This window comes from Aureimonas sp. OT7 (genome assembly GCF_014844055.1).
GTDB classification, from domain to species: Bacteria; Pseudomonadota; Alphaproteobacteria; order Rhizobiales; family Rhizobiaceae; genus Aureimonas; species Aureimonas altamirensis_A.
This window is the reverse complement of record NZ_CP062167.1, coordinates 3344515-3364348: the sequence shown is the minus strand read 5'-3', so window position 1 is coordinate 3364348 and position 19834 is coordinate 3344515. Positions and strand designations below refer to the sequence as shown.

The 19834-nt window shown below is 65.1% G+C and carries 15 protein-coding genes; 4 read left to right on the top strand and 11 right to left on the bottom strand.

What is annotated here, in order from left to right:
• From IGS74_RS16115 to groEL, 7 genes are all read right to left on the bottom strand, one after another.
• Nucleotides 1–453 (bottom strand): DMT family transporter, encoded by a 453-nt coding sequence (locus IGS74_RS16115; protein WP_192387459.1) that lies wholly within the window; start codon nt 451–453, stop codon nt 1–3.
• Between the two features lie 31 nt (nt 454–484).
• Nucleotides 485–1915 carry an aminotransferase gene (locus IGS74_RS16110; RefSeq protein WP_206688179.1) on the bottom strand — a complete coding sequence of 477 codons (1431 nt, stop codon included), beginning with the start codon at nt 1913–1915 and terminating at the stop codon, nt 485–487.
• Nucleotides 1916–1938: 23 nt separating this feature from the next.
• Nucleotides 1939–2808, bottom strand: coding sequence for an ABC transporter permease subunit (locus IGS74_RS16105; RefSeq protein WP_192387458.1), 870 nt, complete (start codon nt 2806–2808; stop codon nt 1939–1941).
• Nucleotides 2809–2826: 18 nt separating this feature from the next.
• Nucleotides 2827–3765 carry an ABC transporter permease gene (locus tag IGS74_RS16100; protein WP_192387456.1) on the bottom strand — a complete coding sequence of 313 codons (939 nt, stop codon included), beginning with the start codon at nt 3763–3765 and terminating at the stop codon, nt 2827–2829.
• A gap of 67 nt (nt 3766–3832) precedes the next feature.
• Nucleotides 3833–5035 carry a PotD/PotF family extracellular solute-binding protein gene (locus IGS74_RS16095; RefSeq protein ID WP_192387454.1) on the bottom strand — a complete coding sequence of 401 codons (1203 nt, stop codon included), beginning with the start codon at nt 5033–5035 and terminating at the stop codon, nt 3833–3835.
• A 73-nt stretch (nt 5036–5108) separates the two neighbouring features.
• Nucleotides 5109–6224: an ABC transporter ATP-binding protein gene (locus tag IGS74_RS16090; RefSeq protein ID WP_192387452.1), complete on the bottom strand. Its 1116-nt coding sequence runs from the start codon at nt 6222–6224 to the stop codon at nt 5109–5111.
• A 219-nt stretch (nt 6225–6443) separates the two neighbouring features.
• The gene (groEL, locus tag IGS74_RS16085) at nt 6444–8018 is read right to left on the bottom strand and encodes a chaperonin GroEL (protein ID WP_192387450.1); all 1575 of its coding nucleotides are present in this window, start codon (nt 8016–8018) and stop codon (nt 6444–6446) included.
• 123 nt (nt 8019–8141) lie between these two features.
• Between groEL and IGS74_RS16080 the strand changes: the two genes are divergently transcribed.
• Genes IGS74_RS16080 through IGS74_RS16065 form a run of 4 tightly spaced genes read left to right on the top strand, consistent with a single transcriptional unit; the run spans nt 8142 to nt 14719 of the window.
• Nucleotides 8142–10199, top strand: a complete 2058-nt coding sequence (locus IGS74_RS16080) for a hydantoinase/oxoprolinase family protein (protein WP_192387448.1) — start codon at nt 8142–8144, stop codon at nt 10197–10199.
• Nucleotides 10200–10205: 6 nt separating this feature from the next.
• Nucleotides 10206–12017: a hydantoinase B/oxoprolinase family protein gene (locus IGS74_RS16075; protein WP_246722598.1), complete on the top strand. Its 1812-nt coding sequence runs from the start codon at nt 10206–10208 to the stop codon at nt 12015–12017.
• Nucleotides 12014–13825 (top strand): hydantoinase B/oxoprolinase family protein, encoded by a 1812-nt coding sequence (locus IGS74_RS16070; RefSeq protein ID WP_246722595.1) that lies wholly within the window; start codon nt 12014–12016, stop codon nt 13823–13825. The genes IGS74_RS16075 and IGS74_RS16070 overlap by 4 nt, the downstream gene beginning before the upstream one ends.
• A 9-nt stretch (nt 13826–13834) precedes the next feature.
• On the top strand, nt 13835–14719 hold the full coding sequence (locus tag IGS74_RS16065) for a DMT family transporter (RefSeq protein WP_192387446.1): 885 nt from the start codon (nt 13835–13837) through the stop codon (nt 14717–14719).
• Here IGS74_RS16065 and IGS74_RS16060 read toward each other — a convergent pair.
• The 4 genes from IGS74_RS16060 to pcaF all read right to left on the bottom strand — a co-directional run bounded on the left by IGS74_RS16060 (nt 14688) and on the right by pcaF (nt 19758).
• Complete coding sequence (locus IGS74_RS16060) at nt 14688–15626, bottom strand: aminotransferase class IV (RefSeq protein ID WP_192387444.1); 939 nt, start codon at nt 15624–15626, stop codon at nt 14688–14690. The genes IGS74_RS16065 and IGS74_RS16060 overlap by 32 nt on opposite strands.
• The gene (locus IGS74_RS16055; protein WP_192387442.1) at nt 15619–16326 is read right to left on the bottom strand and encodes a GntR family transcriptional regulator; all 708 of its coding nucleotides are present in this window, start codon (nt 16324–16326) and stop codon (nt 15619–15621) included. The genes IGS74_RS16060 and IGS74_RS16055 overlap by 8 nt, the downstream gene beginning before the upstream one ends.
• A 262-nt stretch (nt 16327–16588) precedes the next feature.
• On the bottom strand, nt 16589–18547 hold the full coding sequence (locus IGS74_RS16050; protein ID WP_192387440.1) for a 3-hydroxyacyl-CoA dehydrogenase NAD-binding domain-containing protein: 1959 nt from the start codon (nt 18545–18547) through the stop codon (nt 16589–16591).
• Nucleotides 18544–19758: a 3-oxoadipyl-CoA thiolase gene (gene pcaF / locus IGS74_RS16045; RefSeq protein WP_206688178.1), complete on the bottom strand. Its 1215-nt coding sequence runs from the start codon at nt 19756–19758 to the stop codon at nt 18544–18546. Before pcaF ends, IGS74_RS16050 begins: the two co-directional genes overlap by 4 nt.
• Nucleotides 19759–19834: the final 76 nt, after the last annotated feature.

Here is a 19834-nt window from a genome sequence, read left to right as displayed (position 1 = left end):
TCATCCCGCCCGCGACAGAACGATTCCGAGAAGTATCAGCAGCGCCGCGCCGATGCGCTGCATCGACAGCTCCCGCATCGGAAGCCCGAAGGCGCCGTTAGCGTCAATCAAGAGTGCGGCCAGGATCTGACCCAGCGCCAGGGCGCCGACCATGGACAGGACCCCCACGCGCGGAACGAACCAGATGACGATGGCCATGTAGAATGCACCGAGCAGGCCACCCGTCCATGACCACCAGGGAAGCTGGCCGAGTACGCCGAGGCCTGAGGGCCAGGCCTGGCGAAGGCTGACCATCGCCGCAAGCACCACCAGCCCGACGGCGAAGGAGATGGCTGCCGCCAAGAACGGATCTCCCACGCCCCGTGAAAGACCCGCATTCACCGGCGCCTGGATGGCCAGCAGAATGCCTGCGACCATGATCGCCAGCAGCGCCGTCAGGTTATCCCCGACCATTCGTCATGCCCTCCCATGCGCCAGACTGATGTCAGGCGGCGTTCGCGTGGCCCGCGAGTTCGCCGATCATGGCGTCCATCGTGGCTCCGAATCGTTCTATCGCCAAGTCGCACTGCGCCATCGATATGCACAATGGCGGCGAGAAGGCGACGACTTCGATAAAGGGCGACGCACGCACCATGAGCCCCATCTGCTGGGCCCGCGCCACGACCAGGCGGTGCACGCCGGAGGCCGGCGGGAAGGGCCGGCGGGTGGCCCGGTCGGCAGTCAGTTCCACGCCGATCATCAGGCCATGGCCACGGACCTCGCCGACGAAGGGGTGGTTGGCCAGCCGCTTGCGCAGACCGGCGATCAAATGGCTGCCGGCGGCCTGCGCGTTGGCGACCAGGCCCTCGCGCTCCATGATGTCCAGATTGGCCATGGCGACCGCCGCGCCTACGGGATGGCCGGAATAGGTGAAGCCGTGCATGAAGGGTCCGACCTGCGGCGACGTCTCTTCCAGCACCTGCCATACGCGCCCAGAAATGACGCTGGCGGACATGGGGAAATACGCGCTCGTGATGCCCTTGGCCAGGGTGACGAGATCGGGCTTGAGGTGGAACAGGCCAGTCCCGAACCAGTGGCCCGTCCGCCCGAAGCCGGTGATGACCTCGTCGACGATCAGTAGGATGTCATGCGCGTCGAGGATCGCCTGCACGCGCTCGAAATAGCCGGCCGGTGGCACCAGGACGCCGCCGGTGCCCATGATCGGCTCGGCGATGAAGGCACCGATCGTATCGGCGCCCTCGCGCGCGATGATGTCCTCCAGCTCGCCGATCAGGCGGTCGCAGAAGTCGGCTTCGCTTTCGCCCGGCCGGGCGAAGCGGTAGTAATGGGGGCACTCGGTATGGACAACGTCCGTCAAGGGCAGGTTCCACGCCTTGTGGTAGGATTCGATGCCCGTCAACGTGGCCGCGGCAACCGTCAGCCCGTGGTAACCGCCGCGCCGCGAGATTATCTTCTTCTTGTCCGGCTTGCCGCGGAGCGTCGCATAATAGCGCACGAGCTTGTAGTTCGTATCGTTGCCGTCGGAGCCGGATGTTCCGTAAAAGACGCGTGCCATCTGCGGCGCGTTGGCATGATCATGGAACAGGCCGAGGATCCGATCCGACAAGCGGATGGTGGCCTCGTTGGAGGCACCGCCGAACAAGTGCCAGTAGTTCAGCTTCTCGATGGCCTCGCGCGCCGCTTCGGCGATCTCGGTCCGGCCGTAGCCGATGTTGACGCACCACATGCCGCCGGAGCAATCCAGCATCTGCAGACCTTTGCTGTCGGTCAGGGTCATGCCCGCCGCCGATTGCATGATCTTGGCATCTGCCGTGCGCAAGTCGGCGATCGACGTCAGGGGGTGCACGACGCTGTTGCGGTCCATATCCTCGAGGGAATAGTTGGCGCGCTCGCCGCCAGCCTGTTTGTCCAGCATGAAGATTGTCCTTTGCCCGTAGGTCAGTCGCGATCGAGTTTGACGAAGAGGAACCAGAAGAAGCCGCCCATCACCGGCAGGGTGATGGCCAGCAGGATCGTAGTGAGCGAGAAGATGATCGGCACCTGCGACTGCTGCGAGGCCGCCATTGCCCAGTTGTAGATGGGCATCGTCGTGTCGAGGCCACGAACGAAGAGAGAGCGCGGCAGCTCGTTGAAGGACAGAAGGAAGCCGAAGACGCCGGCGCCGTAGATGCCCGGTCGAAGGATGGGCATCTCGATGTCGCGGAAGCGCCGCCAGGGCGAAGCGCCGAGATCCTCCGCCGCGTCGAGCAGGCGCAGGTCGAAGCGGCTGGCGACGACGAGCACGAGCAGCATGCAGAATGGCAGCGCCCAGACGAGCTGCGCCAGGAAGATGGACCACAAACCCAGCGTCAGACCAAGCATGGTCCGCAGGAAGATAAAGAGTGCAGCGCCCATGGTCAGGCCCGGTACGAAGAGCGGCAGCAGGGTCAAGAGCAGCGGGCCGCCCGGATTGGGCATGCGGGTCAGGCTGCGTGCGACGAGCGTCGCCAGCACCATGCAGGCGACGGCCACCGCCAGGCTCATCAGGATGCTCGTGGCGAGCGGCGGCAGCCAGCGCTCGTCCGTGCCGAGCGCCGCATAATTGTCCAAGGTCAGCGGGTAGGGGACGCCGGCCAGCGGGTTGACCGTGAAGGACATGACAGCCAGCCAGACGAGCGGCACGTAGATGGTCAGGATGGCGAATGTCCCGAGGCACTTGGCCAGGATCGCCCAGGGACGCGTCGGGTCGGCGCGGCGGGGCAGTGCAGGATCGACGCGGGTTGCGTGCCTGGCCGCGATGGCCAGGGCGATGGAGGACATGGCGGACATGATATCACCCCTCTCTCTCTATCGACGGATGGCGACGAACATGGTGGCGACGTCGCCATAACGGCGCATGACGCGCACCAGGACCCACAGGCACAGGCCGAGCAGGACGATGACGACCGTCGTCAACGCCGCCGCGGTCGGGTAGCGCAGCTGCGCCAGCGCCGACTCCACCGAATTCCCGAGCAGGTCGACGAAGCCGCCGCCCAGCAATTGGGGCTCCACAAAGGCGGCCATCAGCGGCACGAAGGTGAAGACGATCCCGGCGATGATGCCGGGCGCGGCAAGCGGCAGGATGACGTTCAGCAGGGTCTGCGCCGGGCTTGCGCCGAGATCCTGGCTCGCCTGCAGGAAATCGTCGTCGATCAGCGAGATCGACATGAAGATCGGAAAGACCATTGTCGGGAAATGCGTGCCGAGCAGGCCGAAATGCACGGCGAATTCGGAATAGAGAAGCCACTCGATCGGCGCGTCGATGATGCCGAGATGCATGAGCACCGAATTGATGGCGCCGTTGGTGCCGAGGATCGAGCGCCAGACGATGATCCGCGAGGAAGCATCGAGGAAGAAGGGGATGGTCAGGAGAGTGATGATGACCGCCTTGGTCGTCTTGGACCGGCAGCCTTTGGCCAGCCAGAGTGCGAAGGGGAAGGCAAGCAGGAACTCCACCACCGTCATCGTCAGCGCGATCCGCAGTGTGCGCAGCGTCACCAGCCAGCGGCCGGATTCGATCATCGACTGCCAGGTGACGAGCGTCGGCTCGTAGACGACGCGGTAGAACTTCACCTCGAAGAAGCTGAACGCCACCATCACGCCCAGCGGCAGGATGACGAGCAGCGACCAGAAGAGCAGGAAGGCCGGCACCGCGATGCGGGACGGCGTCAGCGTATCGAGGATCGAGCCGGCCCATCTGCGCCGTGCAAGGAGGGGTCCGGCATCCTTCGAAGCGATCATCGCCATGGGGCGCCTCTCTGAGTTTAAGGCAGGACTGTGGACGTGGGGCGCGCGCCCCACGCGGCATGAGCGGTCAGGCGTTCAGGAAACGCTGCCACTCTTCTTCCATCACACCGGCATTCTCCGGTACGACCTTGCAGAAGAAGGGCTTCTCGAACTTCTTGGCGACCTTGGCCTCGGTGTATTTGAGATTGGCGATGTCCTCCTCGGACCAGCCATGGTCGATGGCGTACTGGACGCCCAGATCCATGTTCGGCCCGGCATAGCCGCGTTCCTTGGCCTGGTAGGCCCGGTACTCGCCATCCAGGAAATAGTTTAGCAGCTTGTAGATGTTGTCGACATTGTCGCGCTCCATGGCGGCGGCAGCGACGCAGGCGCCGTGGCCCCACAGGTAGTAGCCTTCGACCGTATAGGCGTAGATCGTGCTGCCGGCCCCGAGCGCGAGGTTCGCTTCCTTTGTGGCGGGCTCCCAGCAGTTGATCATGTCCACTTCGCGGTTGGACAGAAGCTGCACCTGTTCCTCGAACGCGGTGAAGATGGTGCGGAACTGCCCCGCCTTCTTGCGCTCGACAAGATAGTCGACGACCTTCTTGGCGACCTCGGGCGGAAGGTCCGCCGGATCGTCGACCTCGACACGCCCGTGGTGCTTCAGGAAGTTGGCGGTTTCCGTAAGGGACTGGAGCCAGCTTCGGTCGATGGCGACCCGGCCGCGCACATTCTCCCCCTCGAAGAAGGTGGTCCAGGGAATTTCATCCTCGCCATTGGGATTGGCGTCGATCTTGTCCGGGAAGTAGCCGAAGCTGTCGCCATTGCCGATCACCGGGACGGCATACTGCTTGTCGTCCGACCGGTAGAAGGCCGCGCGCTTCCAGGCATCCGGCGTGCGCTCCCACAGCTTCAGTTCCGGATGGTCCTCGACGATCTCGGCATAGAAGCCCTCGGGACCAAGCAGGTCCTCGGAGCCGCCGTCGAAGATGAACAGGTCCTGCGTCGCGCCGAGATCGTTGCCCATCACGTCGCGCATGAAGATGCCGATATCGGCATTGGTCGGCGTGTAATTGACGTCCACGCCGATGGACTTGGTCATGTGCGACCAATCCTTAAGCTGCGCCGTCGTCACGCCATAGAGGTTGACGGGCGCGCCTTCCGCCCAGGCCTGCTGCGTAATGCCCGGCAACATGGAGGCCGCGGCTCCAAGGGCGCCGAGCTTGAGCACGGTCCCCATGAAGTCGCGGCGTGTCGGCTGGCTGCCATGCTGATCCTTCGCGTCATGCATCGTATTTCTCCGGAAAAGATCCGCGGGGGTGCGGAGATGCTGCGTCAATGAACGGGATCGGTGGACGATGGCCTCAAGGGTCCATCAAGATGCAGTCGTCCTTCTTCCACCAGACGAAGGAGGGGTTCGGGCTCATGGCTGCGACGTCCCATATGCGGGCCTTCAGGTCGCCGACGGCGGTCGAAACCGTCCTGTCCAGATATTTGCCCTTGTAGATCGCCTCGGCTGCGGTGCAGGGGAGGACGTTGACATCGTCGCCGACGGGCGGCGTATCGCCGATACGCAGCCACTCGGCGCGGGTTGCAACCGCAACGCTCTGGCCGGGCATCGGCTGGCTGCGACCGGACCAGCGGCCTTCGATCACCGTATCGCCGATCCGCGCGGCGACACGGTCGGCGGATGCGGATACCAGCGTCGCATCGAGGCAGTTGTCCACGCCCATGAAGCGCGCCGCGAAGCCCGACACCGGGCGATCGAAAATCTCGGCCGGAGGGCCGGACTGTTCGATCTTGCCCTTGCGCATCAGGATGATCCGGTCGCTCATGGTGAGCGCCTCTTCCTGGCTATGCGTGATATAGATGAAGGTCATGCCGAGTTGCTTGTGAAGCGCCATCAGCTCTACCTGCATGTCCAGCCGAAGCTTTTCGTCCAGCGCGCCGAGGGGCTCGTCCAGCAACAGGACCGAGGGACGCGGCACCAGCGCGCGCGCCAGCGCCACGCGCTGCCGCTGGCCGCCGGACAATTGGTGCACGCGGCGATCATAGGTCCCGTCGAGCTGAACCAGCTTCAGCGCGTCTTCGGCCCGCTGCCGCCGTTCCGCGGCCGGAACGGCGCGCACCTTCAGCCCGTACTCCACGTTCTCGCCGACCGACATATGCGGGAAAAGAGCGTAGTTCTGGAAGACCGTCGTGCAGTTGCGCCGAAAGGCCGGCACCGCGCTGACATCGACGCCCTCCAGTCTGAGCGCCCCGATCCTGTAGGGTGTTTCCAGGCCGGAGATGAGCCGCAGAAGGGTCGTCTTGCCGGAGCCGCTTTCACCCAGGATCGTCAGGAACTCGCCTTGGCCCGCAACCAGAGAAACATTGTCCAGCGCCACGAACCCGTCATAGGCGTGGATGGCGTCGACCACCTCCAGGATAGGGGGGTGTGCGGGGTTGACGCCGAAGGCATGCGCCGAGTCGTCCAGCATGGGTGCCTCATACATTGGTCGAGCACGAAATCTGTGATCACAGTCTTGCAATCGCCGTGCCAACTCGGCTGGACCCGGGTCGCGCCTGGGAAGCCTGCAAATCAGGGCTAAGCACAGGAACGGACTAAATTTAAGTCAATAAGAAGTTGTGTCTAAATATTAGGCATGTGCTATGCGATGCAGCGTCCAGGTGTCGCATTCGGTACGGGGCACTGCCCTTCAGGCCCGCATCACGCTGCGGCTAATGCTGGCGATGGCGGTGGCGGTCGAGACGGCGGAGCGCACTGCGGATTCATAGACGCTTGCAGGCTCGGCCAGCGCATCCGTGCTGACGAAGCGCCGGGCCCTGATGTCGAAGGCGCTGCCGTCGCTTCGTCGCGCCAGATCCGCGATGGCCCTGCCGTCCAGGCCGGCATTGTCGCAGATGGCGATTGTGGGCGCCGTCAGGCCATCGCGAAAGACGGCCGAGACCGCGCGCCCGACCTCATCCTTGCGCAGGGCTGCGTCCGCCGCTTCGCCGGCGCGGATCAGGGCGCTTCCGCCGCCGCTGCAAAGGCCGCCGCCGCGCGCTGCCCTTATGGCTGCCGCGGCCCGGATAGCGGCCCTTTCGCGCCATTCCTGCTCGGTCTCGGTGCGTCCGCCCACCTCTATCCGCGCCACGCCGCCGGCAAGGCGCGCAAGACGCAGGCGATGCAGATCCCGATCGAGGGAAAGGGAGCGCTCTGCCTCGATCTGATGCCGGATCGCCTCGCACCGCTGCGCGATGGCGTCTGCCGCGCCCACGCTGCCGTGCAGCGTGACGCGGTCGCGCCCGACGATGGCAGAGTCTGCCTGCCCCAGCATGGATGGCGACAGGCTCGACAGGCTGGTGCCGAGCAGGGGTGACAAGACATGTCCGCCCGTTGCGGTGGCGATATCCTCCATCATCGGAAGGCGCCAGAGCCCGTTCCCGGGGGATTTGACGGCTGCGACGCGTAGTCCGCCGCGCCGCTTGTTGATGACGAGCGTGGCCATGGCTTCGTCGAGGATCTCGTCCGCAACAATCAGCAGGCTGCGGTCCGAGCGGGCGATCATCTCCAGGACGGGGGCAATGTCCGACAGGCTTCCGATACCGCCATGGTGGAGAAGGATAAGGGGTCGCGTCAACGTGCTGGTCTGCTTGAGCGGATCGTCGAACAGATGCGCGGACAAGGGCTTCGTATCGAAATGCAATCCCCTCGCAACGTCGACGCGGTCCTCGCTCGCCTTCGACGTTTCGACGATCACGAGCCCACCTTCGCCCGCCTGGCGATCCGCATCCGCGACCAGTCCGCCGATCGTTTCGTCGTCGCCGGCCGCGCGGATGGCGATGTCCCGTAGTGTCGCCGCGCTCGGTAGGGTCCAGGCGCCGTCACGCAAGGCGCGGGTGACGTCCTCCGCATGCTTTGCCGTGCGCTCCAGAATGGCGCTGTGCAAGGCGCCGCTAGCCAGGGCCCGGTCCAGCGCCCGGGCCATGCGATGCGCAATGAGGATGCCTGTGGAGGTTCCGTCTCCCGTATCGTCCTGGATGCGCCAGGCCATCTCCCGCAGCATGGTGACGCCGGTGCGCGCACCGCCCGGCAGGCCCTCCAACTCCTTGGCAATCGTATAGCCCCCACGGACCAGTTGCGGCCGCGCATGTTGGCGGCCTGCAACGACCGAGCGCCCGGCCGGGCCGATGGAGGTTGCGACCATACCGGCCAGAAGCCGAGTCCCGCACAGAATGCGCCTGCGTGCGGCGGCTTCGTTCTGCTCCGTCACTCGATTGGATGTCATACCGCACCACCTCCAGAAGCTTGAATGGCATGAGTTTTGCATAAGAGGTCCACGCAGGCAATTCTGTGATCACAGTTCCTGTCTCATCGTCTGATGTCTGACCCTGTCTTCGAGGAAATCAAAATGCGGCTTGCATGCGACACCGGTGGCACTTTCACGGATCTCGTCGTCGAGGACGGGGAGACTATCCGCCTGTTCAAATCGTCCACGACACCTGATGACCCGGTGCGCGGAGTGCTGAATGCATTGGCACTTGCCGCCGAGGATGCGGGCGAAAACCTGTCAACCTTCCTTGGCCGGGCGGAAGCATTCATCCACGGCACGACGCGGGCGATCAACGCGATATTGACCGGCAACACCGCCAGGACGGCATTCCTGACCACGGAAGGGCACCCGGACGTGCTCGTGATCCGTGAAGGCGGCCGTATCGAGCCTTTTAATTTTTCGGTCTCCTATCCCGAGCCTTATGTCCCCCGCCGCCTGACCTTCGAGGTTCCCGGGCGCATCGCGGCGGACGGTGCGGTCCGCAAGGAACTGGACGAGGCGGCCGTCATCGCCATCATCGAAAAGCTGAAGGCGCTGAAGGTGGAAGCCGTCGGGGTGTGCCTGCTCTGGTCCATCGTCAATGACGCGCATGAGAAGCGGGTCGGCGAGCTTCTGGAAGAGCATTTTCCGGGTGTTCCCTTCACACTGTCCCATGCCCTCAACCCGACCCTGCGCGAGTATCGGCGCGCCTCGGCCACGGTCATCGACGCATCGCTGAAGCCGCTGATGTTCGATTATCTGGACAGTCTGACCCGCCGGCTGCGGGACGCCGGCTTCAGCGGCCGGACACTGATGGTGACCTCGGGCGGCGGCATCATGGACGCCGAAGCCGTGGCCCGTGCGCCCATCCATTCGATCAACTCGGGGCCTGCGATGGCGCCGGTCGCCGGGCGCTTCTATTCCAGCCGCGACTTCGACGGCGCGCCCGCCATAGTCGCCGATACGGGCGGCACCACCTACGATGTGAGCCTGGTGCGCGACGGCCGTATTCCGTGGACGCGCGAAACCTGGATCGGCCAGCGTTTCCGTGGACACATGACCGGCTTTCCCTCGGTCGACGTGAAAAGCATCGGCGCCGGCGGAGGGTCCATCGCCTGGGTGGACGAGGGGGGCCTGCTGCGTGTCGGCCCGCGCAGCGCGGGCTCGACCCCCGGTCCCGTGGCCTATGGCAAGGGCGGTACGGAGCCGACCGTCACGGACTGCTCCATCATCCTCGGCTATATCGACCCGCACTTCTTTTTGGGCGGCACGATGGTGCTGGACCGCGAGGCCGCGCGCGCCGCGCTACGCGACAAGGTTGCCGACAAGCTGGGGCTGAGCGTGGAGGAGGCCGCCTCCGCGGTGCTGACACTGGCCACCGAGAAGATGGTGGGCGCGATCGACGAAATCACCGTCAACCAGGGGATCGATCCGTCTACGGCGGTTCTGATCGGCGGTGGCGGAGCGGCCGGGCTCAACGCCGTTGCAGTCGGCCGGCGGCTCGGTTGCGCCGGTGTCCTCATTCCCGAGGCCGGCTCAGTCCTGTCGGCCGCAGGCGCGCTGATGTCGGAGATCTCGTCCGATTACGCGCGCATGCAATACACGACCAGCAAGCGTTTTGCCTTCGAGGCCGTCAACGGGGTGCTGGCCGAACTCGAGCAGAAGTGCCGTGCATTCGCCGACGGGCCGGGCGCCGACGCCCTGGACGTCGAGATCGAGTATTTCGTGGAGGCGCGCTACATCCACCAGATCTGGGAGATCGAGGTGCCGCTGGCCGGCAGCCGCATCACCGACGAAGCGGAACTATCGGCGCTGAAGGACGCGTTCCACCGGACGCATATGACGATCTTCGAGATTTCCGATCCGCATTCGGAGATCGAGTTCGTCACCTGGCGCGCCAAGGTGAAGTGCCGGATTCGCAGCGGCGGCACGGGCCAGCTTCCCACACGCCCCGGCCTGTCGGGCCAGCCCCAACGCCCGGTCTATTTCAGCCAGACGGGCTGGACGGACGCCGAGGTGGTCCGCTTCGAGGCCATGGAATCGGACGTTCTCGTCAATGGTCCGGCCATCATCGAATCCTCGTTCACCACGGTCGTCGTCGATCCCGATACCCAGGCGCGGCGGACCGAGGGCGGCGGCCTTCGGATCACCTTCTAGGAGGGCATGGACATGGATACATACCAGACACGGCAGCGGACCGACGGCGTCAAGACGGCGATCCTGGCCAGCCGCCTCGACAGCATTGCCCGCAAGATGCAGAATACCCTGTTCCGGACTGCCCGCTCGGGCATCCTGAACACGGCGCATGACTTCTCCTGCGTGATCCTGACTGCGGATTGCAGGCTTCTGGCGGCGGCCGAAAGCCTGCCCAGTCATACGCTATCCGGCCCGGACATCATGTGCCGTACCGTCAAGCACTATCACCCGGACCTGAGGCGTGGAGACTGTTTCCTCCACAACAGTCCCTATGAAGGCAATTCCCACGCCGCCGACCATTGCCTGATCGTGCCGGTCGTCGATGACGACGGCGTGCTGCGCTTCTTCGTGCTGGCCAAGGCGCATCAGGCCGATTGCGGGAATTCCAAGCCAACGACCTATGTCGGCGATGTGGCGGATGTCTTCGAGGAGGGCGCGCTCATCTTTTCGGCGGCGCGGATCCAGACGGACTACCGCGACAACGAGGATCTCATCCGCATGTGCCGGGCGCGCATTCGCGTGCCGGAACAGTGGTGGGGCGACTACCTGGCCACCCTCGGCTCGGTCCGGATCGGCGAGCGTGAGATGCTGGAGCTGGGCCAGAGCTTCGGCTGGGACGTGCTGGAGGCCTATGCCGAATCCTGGTTCGACTATTCCGAACGCAAGATGGTCGATGCGATCGCACGCCTGCCGGGCGGACGCACCGTCGTGACGTCGGGGCACGATCCGTTCCCAGGCGTACCGGACGGCATCCCCGTCAAGGCGACCGTCGAGGTGGACCGCGAGGCCGCGATGATCCGCGTCGACCTGCGCGACAACCCGGACTGCCAGCCCTGCGGCCTCAACCTGACGGAGGGCACGGCCATGAGCGCGGCGATGGTGGCCATCTACAACGGATTGGTCGACCATACCGTGCCGGTAAACGCCGGCAGCTTCCGGCGCATCGAAGTGCAGTTGCGGGAAAATTGTGCAGTCGGCATACCCCGGCACCCGGCATCCTGCTCGGTGGCCACGACGAACCTGGCCGACCGCGTCGCCAACCCGATCCAGCGCGCCATCGCCGAGATCGCTCCCGGCTTCGGACAGGCCGAGACGGGCCCGATCATGCCGCCGGCCATGGGTGTCATCTCCGGCACCGATCCGCGCCATGACGACGAGCCCTTCGTCAATCAGGTGCATATCGGCATTTCCGGCGGGGCCGGAACGCCCGTCACGGACGGCTTCCTGTCGATCATCCATGTCGGCAATGCGGGCATGTGCCATCTCGACTGCATCGAGGTCGACGAGCTTCACCATCCGATCGAGATCACCGGCCGGATGATCGTGACCGACAGCGAAGGGCCGGGCACCTTCCGTGGCGCCCCGTCGATGCGGGCCGAGTTCGGACCCATCCCGGGCTGCACGCTCAAGGTGCTTTACACCGCCGATGGAACCATCGCACCGGCACTGGGCGCCCGCGGCGGCGGCGCGGGCAGCAATGTGAAGGCCGGCAAGCGCTGCCGGGACGGCGGGATCACGACCCTGCCGGCCTGCTATGGCGCCGTTCTGGAAACGGGTGAAACCATCGTCTCCTATTCGGCCGGCGGCGGCGGATACGGTGATCCTCTGTCGCGCGATCCGGCCCGCGTCCTGCACGACCTGAAAGAGCGCTGGATTTCGGCCGAGCGGGCAGAGAGCGTCTATGGCGTCGCCACGACGGGCTCTGCCGACGACGACACACTCGATATCGACTGGACACGCACGCGGACGCTGCGGGACAACGCGGAGGCAAGGCGATGAGCGCATTGGCAAAATCGGCACAGATGGACAGCAAGGCATCGTCTTCGGGCGTGCGTATGGCCATCGTGTCCAATCGCATGGAAAGCATCGCCCGCAAGATGCAGAACACTCTGTTCCGGACGGCCCGCTCGGGCGTCCTGAACACGGCGCACGACTTTTCCTGCGTCATCCTGACGGCGGATTGCCGACTTCTTGCATCGGCCGAGAGCCTGCCCATCCACACGCTGATTGGGCCGGATCTGATGTGCCAGGCGGTGAAGGCCTATCACCCGGTGCTCAGGCAGGGCGACTGCTTCCTGCACAACAGCCCCTATGAAGGCAACTCCCACGCGGCCGACCACTGCCTCATCGTTCCGGTGGTGGACGATGGCGGGACGGTGCGTTTCTTCGTTCTGGCCAAGGCGCATCAGGCCGATTGCGGCAACTCCAAGCCCACCACCTATATGGGCGACGCATCCGATGTGTTCGAAGAGGGCGCGCTGATCTTCTCGGCAGCCAAGATTCAGTCCGACTACACGGACAATCAGGATCTGGTGCGGATGTGCCGCGCGCGTATCCGGGTGTCGGAGCAGTGGTGGGGCGACTACCTTGCCACGCTGGGCGCGGTGCGTATCGGCGAGCGGGAGCTTTTGGAACTCGGTGCGGAGCTTGGCTGGGATGCGCTGGAGGAGTACGCCCAATCCTGGTTCGACTATTCCGAGGACAAGATGGTCCAGGCCATCAGGCGCCTGCCGTCCGGCAGGGCGTCGATCGCCTCGGCGCACGATCCGTTTCCCGGCGTGCCGAACGGCATCCCCATCACCGTCACCGTGGAGGTGGATGCCGACAGTGGCCGGATCACGATCGACCTGACCGACAACATGGACTGCCAGCCCTGCGGTCTGAACCTGTCGGAGGGATGCTCGCGGACCGCCGCGATGATCGGCATCTACAACGGGATCATGGATCATAGCGTGCCGGCCAATGACGGCAGCTTCCGGCGGATCGATATCCGCCTGCGCGAGAACTGCGTCGTGGGCATTCCGCGGCATCCGTTCTCGTGCTCGGTCGCCACCACCAATCTTGCCGACCGCGTTTCGACCGCCGTCCAGCGCTGCGTCGCCGAGATCGCCCCGGGCTTCGGCATGGCCGAGACCGGGCCGATCATGCCGCCGGCCATGGGCGTCATCTCCGGCGTCGATCCGCGAAGCGGAGAAAGCTTTGTCAATCAGGTCTTCCTTGGCGTGACGGGCGGCGCGGGAACCCCCCGCACGGACGGTTTCATGACGATCATCCACAGCGGCAATGCCGGCCTGTGCCGTCAGGACAGCATCGAGGTGGATGAGCTTCACCATCCGCTTTACGTGGAGGAGCGGCGCCTTGTCGCGGACACGGAGGGCGCGGGCGCCTTTCGCGGCTCGCCCTCCATACGGGCCGAGTTCGGCCCCATAGACGATTGCACCATGACGGTGATCTACACGGCAGACGGCACGATCAATCCTGCCGCGGGCGCCGTCGGCGGTGGGGCAGGCGGCCTGTCGCAGGCCTACAAGCGTGCGCTCGACGGCAGCCTGACCAAGCTGCCGGGATGCCATGCCGTTACCCTGCAGCCGGGCGAGCGGGTCGTCTCCTACTCGGCGGGCGGCGGGGGCTACGGCGCCCCGACGGCTCGGGACCCTGCCCTGGTTCTGCAGGATGTCCGCGAGGGCATGCTGACGGTCGCGCGCGCTCATGATGTCTACGGAGTGGCCGTCACCGGCGGCGCGGACACGGGCACGCTGGCGGTCGACGATGTGACCACGAGCAAGCTGCGCACGACGGTCGGCTGAACCTCTATCATGTCGCCACGCGATTTTGCCCGGATGGTGGCGGTCTGCTTCCTATGGGCATGCAACAACATCATCGGCGTCATCCTCATCGGTGGGATGGGGGTGCCGCCACTTCTCTATGCGGCGCTTCGACTGGGCCTCGTCACGCTGCTTCTGGCGCGGCTTCTGTGGCCGCTGCCGCCCCTGCTTTTGCGGACTGCGGCGGCGGGGCTTTGCCTCGGTGCCGTGCATTTCGGCTTTCTGTTCCTGGGGTTCCGCACGGCCACGCCATCGGCCGCCGCCATCGTGCTGCAGACGGCCATTCCCATGGCGGCGATCCTGTCCGTCCTGTGGCTGGGCGAGCGGCCGACCATCAAGAGGACGGTGGGGATCGTCCTGTCGCTTTGCGGCATCGTCATCGTCATGTGGAACCCGCAGCAGCTTGCCGTTTCCTGGGGGCTGCTTCTGGTGTTCATAGCGGCCGCGGCGCTTGCGATCGGCTCCATCCTGGTCAAGACATTGCCCCGTATGGCGCCGCTGCGGCTTCAGGCCTGGGTCAACGCGCTGTCATTTCCGGTCCTGGCCATCATGTCGCTCGCGCTCGAGCGGGATGGCGTGGCGCGGATGGAAGTGTCGCTGCCGCTGCTTGCCGCATGTCTGGTCTTTTCCGCCGTTGGCGTCACCATCTTCGCCCATACGGCCTATTTCAGGCTGCTGCAGACCTACGATGCCAACACCGTCGTACCCTTGACGCTGTTGATGCCGCTGATGACCGTCGCCATGGGCATCGCCCTCGCCGGAGATCGGCCAACGCTGCAATTCACCGTCGGAGCAGCCCTGGCCATTGGTGGCGTGCTCGTCATCGTCCTGAGGCGGGGACGGCTCAGGCGTGTTCCAGGGCGGCTTCGTATCTGACGGGCGTGGCGTGCCAGCCCTCGGAGCGCTTGCGCCAGAACGCCTCGTAAAGCCGGCGCGACACGGGCCCGGGGCGGCCATTGCCCATGATCCGCTCGTCGACGCGGGAAACGGGCATGATGCCGCCGGCCGTGGTGGAGGTGAAGGCCTCGTCCGCATCGCGCAGCTCTTCGGCGGACACCGGCCGCACCTCGCAAGGGATGCCGAGTTCGGCACAGAGTTCGAGGACGGACAACCGGGTTATGCCGTCGAGGCCACCACGGTCGGGTGTCGAGACGACACCATTGGTGACGCTGAAGACGTTGCAGCCGGGCCCTTCCGTCACGTTGCCATGGCTGTCGAGGAGGGCTGCGGTGTCGGCGCCCCGGTCGTGCGCCTGGAACAGGGCGGCGGTCAGGTCGCCCCAATGGAAGTTCTTCACCGTCGGCTCTACGCTCTCCGGCGGGATACGGCGCAGATGCTCCGGGATGATCAGGTGCAGGCCCTTCTCGATCTGCTCTTCATTGGCAAGCGACATCCAGGGCACCGCGTAACAGGACAGGTAGTTGCGGCAATTGGCCGGATGCCGTGGCAGCCCCGGCTCGGGCCGACCCCGCAGGCAGTCCATCGCAACATAGGCGTTGCGCAGCCCGGTCGTTGCCACCAGACGATGGAGGATGTCGGCGATCTCGTCATCCGTCTCCTTCGGCCGTAGCCGAAGGGCGTTCATGGAGGCGCGGAAGCGATGGATGTGATCGTCGAGGCGGAAGAAGTTGCCGCCCCACACGCCGACCACGTCGTAGGTGACGTCCGACCGCCGGTAGCCATAATCGGTCACCGGGATCGCGGCGTGCGCCACGGGCATATAGCGCCCGTCCAGATAGGCCATGCCGGCCGACGCCTGTTCGGGCCCTGTATCGTCACGCATTGCAATGCTCCTGGAGCGGGTTTTCGGGAATGGCGGCATAGTGCTGCCGGGCAAGCTGCCACGGCCAGGCTATGTGCGTTTCGATCGCCGCCACGAGGACATCCGCCTTGCCCGCCCGCACCGCCTTTGCGATGGGCACGTGCGACAGAACAGAGTCCTGCAGCGAGCCGGAGGCCATGTCGACGGCCGCGATCAGCATCTGCAGTTCGGTGCGGAGCATGTCGTAGGCGCGCAATGTCTGCCGGTTCCCAGACAGCTCGCAAAGGCGCCGGTGGAACCTCAGATCGAGCTGCTGGACGGCCACCCGGTCGTTTCGCCCGGCAGCCTCTTCCATCTGCGTGATCAGGCTGTCGAAGGCGTCGCAGTCGGCCGGCGTCAGCCGCTCCACGGCCTGGCGGGCGGCAAAGCATTCAAGGCAGACACGAAAGGAGAAGATGTCGTCCACGTCCTCGATGGTGAAGCTGCGCAGAAAGGCGCCACGACGCGGCATGGCAACCAAAAGCCCGCTCTGGGCCAATGCGGATATCGCCTCGCGGATCGGATTGCGACTGATGCCGAGACGGCGCGCGAGATCGGCTTCGTTGATCCGGTCCCCGTGTTTGAGGCGGCCGGCCGTCAATTCCTGCAGAAGGAAATGCCGCACCTGGCCCGACAGATTGTCTGCAGGAATCCAGTCCGACATGGCGATGCAATCTGACATTCGCCGCCCGTCCCCATTGGCTCTAATCATATAGCTGTGGACAGTGGGCAAGATTGATTTGGCTGTCAAGGGTGCGTCCGCGCCGCTTGCTCTACCGCGCCAGGACTAGGACCCAGAGTTCGGCATGCCTACTGCGCCGGGTTTTTTTCCATGTTGCGACGACCGCCATGGCCTTCCGGTCGGTCGCCGACAGACTGCAAGTAAATCGTCCGGATCGCTGTGCATCCGTCAGGTTCAGGTCTGGCCTGTCCGCTTCGATCGATCAGTCGGGCCGACCGCGGCTGGTGGCATGGTGCATCGGCCCACCCTTTGTGCGAGGGAAGCCAAACCCGTGCACCTGAACGAGATCGATATCGGATGCCCGGGCCGCGACCTTGCTGGCCAGAAGCTTTTCCCCCTCATCCACCATCTCACTGAGAAGAAACTCGACGACATCGCCAATAGTGCGGCCGGCTGCCGCCGACCGTTGCGACCGGATGAGTTCTGCGACATCCGCCGATGCCAGGGGCGTGCGGCTGCCGTCCTCGTAATCGTACCAGCCGGCGCGGCTTTTCTGGCCGAAGCGCCCCTTCGATGCCAGCCTGTCCGCCAACGACATCGGCTGCGGCCTGCCGAGGTTTCGCATCAGCTGATTGGCTCTGAAGGCTATGTCGAGCCCGGAAAGATCCTGTGCCTCGAACGGCCCCATCTTGAAACCGAAGCTGCGCATGGCGCCATCCACCTCTGCCGGCGTATAGCCGTCCAGCAGCAGTCGTTCGGCTCCGGCCCGATAGCGCCGGAGCATCCGGTTGCCGATGAAGCCCTCCATATTGCCGCACAGGATGGCCACTTTGCCAAGTACGCCGGCAAGGTCGAGGCAGCTTGTCAGCGTCTGCCCGGAGCTGTTCTCAAGCGGTATGACCTCCAGCAGTTTCATCACATGAGCCGGGCTGAAGAAATGAAGCGCGATGAACCGGTCGGCCCCCGGCAGGCCCTCCACAATCTCTTCCGGGTTCAGATAGGAGGTGTTCGTTGCCAGGATGGCATCCGGCTTGCAGTGTCCTGCAAGGGCCGAGAAGACCGATTTCTTCAAGTCCAGATCTTCGAAGACGGCCTCGATCACGAGATTGCAATCAGCCATCGCCGCCACCGAAACCGCTCCGGACACCCGGGCCAGGCGTTCCTTTGCCTTTTCGGCATCGATAGCTTCGCGTTTGGCGGCCGACGCCAGCACAGCCCCGACTCGCGACATGGCGTCGTCAAGACGATCCACGTTCGTTTCGGCCAGGATGACGGGCAGACCGGCAATCGCCAGTGCAGCCGCAATGCCGCTGCCCATGGTGCCGCCACCGACGACACCGATCGATCCAAGGGACTTTCGCGCTTCATCGACGGTTTTTCGTGATCGGCGCGCGCTGCGCTCGGCAAAGAATAGATGACGCAACGCGGCCGCCTCCGGCGATTGGCGTAGGCGCAGGAAAGCGTCGCGTTCATGGGCGCTGCCGACCGCGAATCCCGAGCGGACCCCCTCGCGGATGGCCTCCATGGCCATGGCCGGGGCACGGTTGCCCGAAGAGGTTTTTGCGATACGCTTCTCGATCTCCGCCCATATGCCCGGGCCCGGATCGGAAACGGGCCGCATGGAGGATCTGACGGGCAAGGCCGCATCAAGGCGTTCTGCAGCGAATGCGAGCACCTCGCCCAGAAAGCCCGCCGTTGCAATATGGTCTACAAGGCCGAGAGCAATCGCCTCGTGGGACTTGATGCTTCGGCCAGACGTCACGACGTCCACGGCGGCCTCCACACCGATCAATCTTGGCAACCGCTGTGTTCCGCCCGCGCCCGGTATGATCCCAAGCTGTGTTTCCGGCAGCGATATCGTCGCGCCCGCAAGCAAGACGCGGTAATGACAGCCAAGGGCCAGTTCGGCCCCACCACCGATGGCAGATCCATTCACGGCCGCGATCCATGGCTTGCTGGACCGGTCGATCGCATCGATGACGTCCGGAAGATGGGGTTCTTCCGGCTGATGATCGAATTCCCGGATATCCGCTCCGCCAACGAAATAGCGGCCTTGCCCGGTTAGGACAACCACCTCGATGGTGCTATCGGCTTCGATATCCTGCACGGCGGCAAGCAGTTGCCGGCGCACGGCCTGGCCCAGCGCGTTGACCGGCGGGTTGTCGATCGTCAGAACGGCTACGCCGTCCCTGTCGTCACGGGTGACGAGAGATGCGGTCAAGCGCGTGTCCTTTCCAGAAGAAGGGCGATGCCCTGGCCAACGCCGATGCACATGGTGCACAGGCCATATCGCCCATCTCTTCGCTCCAGCTCGCGCGCTGCTGCCAGCGCCAGTCGCGCCCCGGAGGCACCCAGGGGATGCCCAACGGCAATCGCCCCGCCATTCGGGTTGACGTGCTCCGCGTCGTCGGGCAGGCCGAGCCCGCGCGTAACGGCCAGGGCCTGTGCGGCAAATGCCTCGTTGAGCTCGATGACGTCCATGTCGTGGATCGTCAGCCCGGCGCGGCCCAGAAGCCGCTTGACGGCGGGTACGGGCCCGTAGCCCATGATGCTGGGGGCAACGCCTGCAACTGCCATGCTTTTGACCCGCACGCGCACCGGCAAGCTCCATTGCTCTACGGCTTCGTCGGAGGCAAGCAGAAGCGCTGCGGAGCCATCGTTGATTCCGGCCGCGTTGCCGGCCGTCACACTGGCGTCATCGCCGTTGATGGCCTTGAGCGCGGCAAGCCGCTGGGCGGTCGTCGTCGGCCGGGGATGTTCGTCCGTGTCGATCACCGATGGTTCCTTGACGGGCAGGGGAACCGGGACGATATCGTCCAAGTGGCGGCCCGCAGCCTGCGCCGCTGCCCAACGGTCCTGGCTGCGAAGCGCGAACGCATCCTGGTCGGCGCGCGATACGCCGAACTGGCGTGCCACGTTGTCGGCGGTCTGCGGCATGCTGTCGAGGCCGTAGAGCGCTTCCATGCGCGGGTTCGGGAAACGCCAGCCGATAGTCGTATCCGCGATCTCGACCTGCCGCGCGAAGGCGCGATCGGCCTTCGCCATGACATAGGGCGATCGGGTCATATGCTCTACCCCGCCGGCCAGGATAAGCCGTGCTTCGCCGCAACGAATGGCCCGGGCCGCCTGGCCCAGGGCTTCGAGACCCGAGCCGCAGAGGCGGTTGACCGTCACGCCGGGCACGCTGTCCGGCATGCCCGCCAGAAGAAGAGCCATGCGCGCGACGTTGCGATTGTCTTCTCCAGCCTGGTTCACGCAGCCATAGATGACGTCGTCGACCTGCGCGGGGTCGAGCCAAGTGTTTCTCCGGACAAGCTCAGCAATCGGAATCGCCGCAAGGTCGTCGGCGCGCATATGCGCGAAGGCTCCACCAAACCTTCCGAACGGCGTTCGCGTTCCGTCGACGATCCAGGCGCCCCTGGTCATAGGCATGTGAACGGCTGCGTCATGTACGACAATCCTGTTCCCTCGGGGGCTGGCCACGTCGGCACCTTCCCCCGGGCCCCTT

Coding starts and splice junctions, on each gene's coding strand:
- IGS74_RS16075 (WP_246722598.1), top strand. CDS start 10,206: ATGGACATGGATACATACCAGACACGGCAGCGGACCGACGGCGTCAAG.
- IGS74_RS16095 (WP_192387454.1), bottom strand. CDS start 5,035: ATGCATGACGCGAAGGATCAGCATGGCAGCCAGCCGACACGCCGCGAC.
- IGS74_RS16055 (WP_192387442.1), bottom strand. CDS start 16,326: ATGTCAGATTGCATCGCCATGTCGGACTGGATTCCTGCAGACAATCTG.
- IGS74_RS16080 (WP_192387448.1), top strand. CDS start 8,142: ATGCGGCTTGCATGCGACACCGGTGGCACTTTCACGGATCTCGTCGTC.
- IGS74_RS16090 (WP_192387452.1), bottom strand. CDS start 6,224: ATGCTGGACGACTCGGCGCATGCCTTCGGCGTCAACCCCGCACACCCC.
- IGS74_RS16100 (WP_192387456.1), bottom strand. CDS start 3,765: ATGGCGATGATCGCTTCGAAGGATGCCGGACCCCTCCTTGCACGGCGC.
- groEL (WP_192387450.1), bottom strand. CDS start 8,018: ATGACATCCAATCGAGTGACGGAGCAGAACGAAGCCGCCGCACGCAGG.
- IGS74_RS16065 (WP_192387446.1), top strand. CDS start 13,835: ATGTCGCCACGCGATTTTGCCCGGATGGTGGCGGTCTGCTTCCTATGG.
- IGS74_RS16110 (WP_206688179.1), bottom strand. CDS start 1,915: ATGCTGGACAAACAGGCTGGCGGCGAGCGCGCCAACTATTCCCTCGAG.
- pcaF (WP_206688178.1), bottom strand. CDS start 19,758: ATGCCTATGACCAGGGGCGCCTGGATCGTCGACGGAACGCGAACGCCG.
- IGS74_RS16070 (WP_246722595.1), top strand. CDS start 12,014: ATGAGCGCATTGGCAAAATCGGCACAGATGGACAGCAAGGCATCGTCT.
- IGS74_RS16115 (WP_192387459.1), bottom strand. CDS start 453: ATGGTCGGGGATAACCTGACGGCGCTGCTGGCGATCATGGTCGCAGGC.
- IGS74_RS16105 (WP_192387458.1), bottom strand. CDS start 2,808: ATGTCCGCCATGTCCTCCATCGCCCTGGCCATCGCGGCCAGGCACGCA.
- IGS74_RS16060 (WP_192387444.1), bottom strand. CDS start 15,626: ATGCGTGACGATACAGGGCCCGAACAGGCGTCGGCCGGCATGGCCTAT.